The organism is uncultured Gimesia sp., assembly GCF_937919775.1.
Taxonomy (GTDB): domain Bacteria; phylum Planctomycetota; class Planctomycetia; order Planctomycetales; family Planctomycetaceae; genus Gimesia.
In genome coordinates this window covers 1-3,888 of sequence record NZ_CALFPF010000074.1, presented here as the reverse complement: position 1 = coordinate 3,888, position 3,888 = coordinate 1, and the positions used below count along the sequence as shown (strand labels likewise).

3 protein-coding genes and 1 pseudogene are annotated in these 3,888 nt (G+C 47.7%); 3 read left to right on the top strand and 1 reads right to left on the bottom strand.

What is annotated here, in order from left to right; translation table 11 throughout:
- A pseudogene (locus Q0294_RS01955) lies at positions 1 to 438 on the bottom strand (hypothetical protein); the annotation flags it as partial.
- A 439-nt stretch (positions 439 to 877) separates the two neighbouring features.
- On the opposite strand from Q0294_RS01955, the gene Q0294_RS01950 reads away from it, so the two are divergent.
- From Q0294_RS01950 to Q0294_RS01940, 3 genes are all read left to right on the top strand, one after another.
- Positions 878 to 1,585 carry an orotidine 5'-phosphate decarboxylase / HUMPS family protein gene (locus Q0294_RS01950; protein ID WP_299460339.1) on the top strand — a complete coding sequence of 236 codons (708 nt, stop codon included), beginning with the start codon at positions 878 to 880 and terminating at the stop codon, positions 1,583 to 1,585.
- A complete protein-coding gene (locus Q0294_RS01945) occupies positions 1,582 to 2,622 on the top strand; it encodes a zinc-binding dehydrogenase (RefSeq protein ID WP_299460337.1) in 1,041 nt (346 codons plus the stop codon). The genes Q0294_RS01950 and Q0294_RS01945 overlap by 4 nt, the downstream gene beginning before the upstream one ends.
- 92 nt (positions 2,623 to 2,714) lie before the next feature.
- A complete protein-coding gene (locus Q0294_RS01940; RefSeq protein WP_299460334.1) occupies positions 2,715 to 3,596 on the top strand; it encodes a sugar phosphate isomerase/epimerase family protein in 882 nt (293 codons plus the stop codon).
- The last annotated feature ends 292 nt before the right edge of the window (positions 3,597 to 3,888 follow it).

Genomic DNA, 3,888 nt, shown 5'->3' with positions numbered 1-3,888 from the left:
ATATTGCGAAGATTTCAACTTGGCATTGAAAACTTCCGACTCAATTTCCTTATTGCGCAAAGCTAATTCAACTTCTGTTTTCGCCTTGGATTGTTCCAGTTCGGTTTCCAGAGCAACTAATTCCTGTTGTTTGGCTTTCCAGTTTTTATCCAGAGAATGATCAAACAGGGTCACAACGATCTCTCCGCTGGAAACAATCTGCCCTTCTTTAACATGGATGTCCTGGATGACCGCGTCATTTTTGGCTGTAATGATCGTTTTTGGCGCCTGCAGAGATCCGACGTAGGTATCAACACGAATACCTTTCACCCATTGAGCACAGCCGATCCCTCCCATCAGGGCGGCCGTTAAAATAACAATTGCCCGAAACCCAAATGAAGCTTGGGGTTCGTGCAGATTATTTTGAACTTGATAGTCATCCAATAATTCAGAAGGCATTTCTGGCTGTCCTACAATCATCCAGATTCACACAGTAGTACCACTTGCGCGACACAGCACGCCATATATCGAATCGGAATACGAAGGATTAGAATTTACCTCAAAACCGGCAAATTCCACACCGCCTCTCACATTGCTGTCAAACTTTAACGCCTGCGAAGACTACAACCGAATCGTCCGTTTGCAAAACCAACGTAATATATACATACGAATACACGCTGGCGTTGATAAGAAAAACAGTCCAAGGTCAAATCTTGTAAATCATGCAAAACTCTGACCCAGTCGATTCGTCACTGAAGACAACAAATCCGTGCCTTAACACAATCCCCGAGCTGTCGCAATTCTCGAATTCTTCGGTTAGTATGGTTTGATCACTGTTCTAAATAGATGAACAAAACTCGGTCGCTCAATCGTAGACAATGAAAGTGAAACAGGTTTCATGAAACCGATCGTACAAATCTCATTAGATCTGACCAACATAGAAGAAGCTCTGGAAACGGCAGCGATGGCCATGCGAGCCGGCGTTGACTGGCTGGAAGCGGGAACGCCTCTGATTCTTGCAGAAGGTTTGAATTGTGTTCGCGAGCTTCGCAAACACTTTCCGGAAACACCGATTGTTGCCGATTTGAAAACGATGGACGGTGGTTATCTGGAAGCCGAAATGATGGCAAAGGCAGGCGCTACACACGTGGTGGTGATGTCACGTGCTCATGAAGAGACAATTCGTTGTGTTGTCAAAGCAGGCAAAGACCACGGTGTAAAAGTGATGGGAGACAACTTGGCTGATGACATGGTGCCTGCGGCCAGAAGACTGGAAGACCTGGGCTGTGATTACGTGATCCACCATATCGGCTACGACGAACGACGGGGAATTGCAGCGCGGGGAGAGCGAATGCCCAGCCCGTTGGATCAATTAAAAGAAGTTGTAGCAGCTGTCAGTATTCCCGTTCAGGCAGTCGGAGGCCTCTCTCTGGAGCAAGCCATCCAGACTCCTGAATACGGGGCTCCACTGGTTGTACTGGGAGCCCCCCTCACAATCGATGCCGATTCGTTCAAAACCGCCAGCGGAAATCTGGAAGATTCCTTGAGGTTGATTTGCGAAAAAGTTCACGCTTACGGTGATGTTCAAGTAGGAGGTCAAAAATGAGTCAGGTTGAATTGACACAAACGGCTGTCGTAAATTATGCCCCTGAAGCAAATTCTGTGGAGTTACAGGAAATTCCGATTCCCGATTTCGGTGCAGACGAAGTGCTGCTTAAAGTTTCTGCTGTCGGGGTTTGCGGCAGCGATCTCCATCAATGGACGGCAGACCATAGTTGGCCAGTGAATTACCCGGTTGTTCTCGGCCACGAATTTGCAGGCACGATTTACAAGACCGGCAGCCTGATGAAACGCTGGTCTGAAGGAGATCGCGTTGTCAGTGAGACCGCGGCAATCATTGATCCTGATAACCCCATGTCACGTGAAGGTCGCTACAATCTGGACCCCACACGAAAAGGATTTGGATATGGTGTTAACGGCGCCATGACACGATTTGTGCGCGTTCCAGCACGTTGCCTCCATCATGTTCCTGATAGCCTGTCATTAGAAAAAGCAGCACTCACTGAACCATGCTGCGTCGCTTATAATGCAGTAGTCATGAATGGAGACATTCAACCGGGAGACCGGATCGTTGTGTTTGGCCCGGGACCAATTGGTTTACTTTGTGCGGCAATGGCCCGGCTGCAGGGCGCCGAAGTTGCTGTCGTTGGCCTCGAACGAGACAGAGGACGCCTGGAAATTGCCGAACGCTATTACGGCTGCCAGCCTGTTATCGAAGGCCTGGATGAATGGGCTCTGGAGACGGATGGTCTGGGCGTGAATGGAGTGGTGGATGCAGCCGGTGTCTCGGTCACACTCAAAAAATCGCTGGAAATTGTGCGTCCTGGTGGCTGGATCAGCAAAGTCGGCTGGGGGCCTCAACCACTGGGGTTTTCTTTGGATCCTTTGGTACAAAAAAATATCCGGCTACAAGGCAGCTTCAGTCACAACTGGCCCATCTGGGAAAGAGTGATTCGATTGCTGACGACAGGCCAGTTAAACATCGAACCAATCATCGGTGGAATCTGGTCATTGAATGACTGGCATACCGCTTTTGAAACCATGCATTCCGGTGAAATTGTAAAAGCCGTACTCACTCCGTAAATCCGTGAGAGACTCCTGTTACAAATTCAAATTCTGCACAACTCCTTCTAACTGTTGTGCAATACTTCTAACCTGACTCGATGGAACATTCCATGCCAAAACTTGCCGCGTTTCCCAAAGCCTTTATGGATGAATTATGCCTTTCCGGAGAAATGACCCTGCGCCAGTGGATCGACCTGGCTGCTACTCTGGACATTGATGGACTGGAATTTTATGCCGGCTTCCTGGAAATGAAGGATAAGAACTTTTGGCCGGAAGCGAAAAAGATGGCCACCGATCAGGGGCTGGAAATACCGATGATGTGTTGCTCACCGGACTTCACACATCCCGATGAATCGTTTCGAAATGAGCAGATCGAACACGAAAAATTCTGGATGGAAATGACAGCTGCTCTGGGTGGGAAATATTGTCGGGTCCTCTCAGGTCAAAGACGACCGGAAGTCTCCCGGGAAGAAGGTATACAATTTGCGGTTTCCTCAATCGAGGCCTGCCTCCCGCTGGCGGAAAAGCTCGGGATCACGCTGATTATCGAAAACCATTACAAAGATAATTATTGGGATTATCCGGAATTTGCACAGATGTCGGATGTCTTCTGTGACCTTGTCTCGCGCATTGACTCTCCTTACTTCGGTGTTAATTATGATCCGAGTAATACCATTCTCGCCGGCGAAGACCCGTTAGAATTGCTGGAACGCATTAAACATCGTGTCGTCACCATGCACGCCAGTGATCGTTACCTGACTGAAGGAACGATTGAAGATTTAAGAAAAGAAGAAAACAGCCTCGGATATGCTAGCCGACTCAGTCACGGCGTCATAGGTAAAGGGTTAAATGATTACGACACCATCTTTTCCCAACTCAAAGAAGTCGGCTTTGACAGCTGGATCAGCATTGAAGACGGGGTAAATGGGATGGAAGAACTAGAGGAAAGTGTGGCCTTTCTCAGGGGAAAAATGGCACAATACTGGGGATAATAACGGTCATGCCAGCAAATAGACCGAATTGGCAAAATAGAGAGCCCGAATCGTATTGCATCTACTTCAAAGCAGAAGTATTCTATATACATCTGAATTCTATCGGTGTTGCGCACGAGCACTTGTTAGTTTGGACAGATATTCTAATTTACTTGCCCCAGTTCCTCCTCAATAGAGTACAATTTGTTTCGTTCCAACAATTGTATTTTACTGTCCTTAGAAAATATACAGAATCGCACACCTATGTTGGCCCGCATTTCCAATACAAATTCTCTCCCGTTGTTACTGGCTC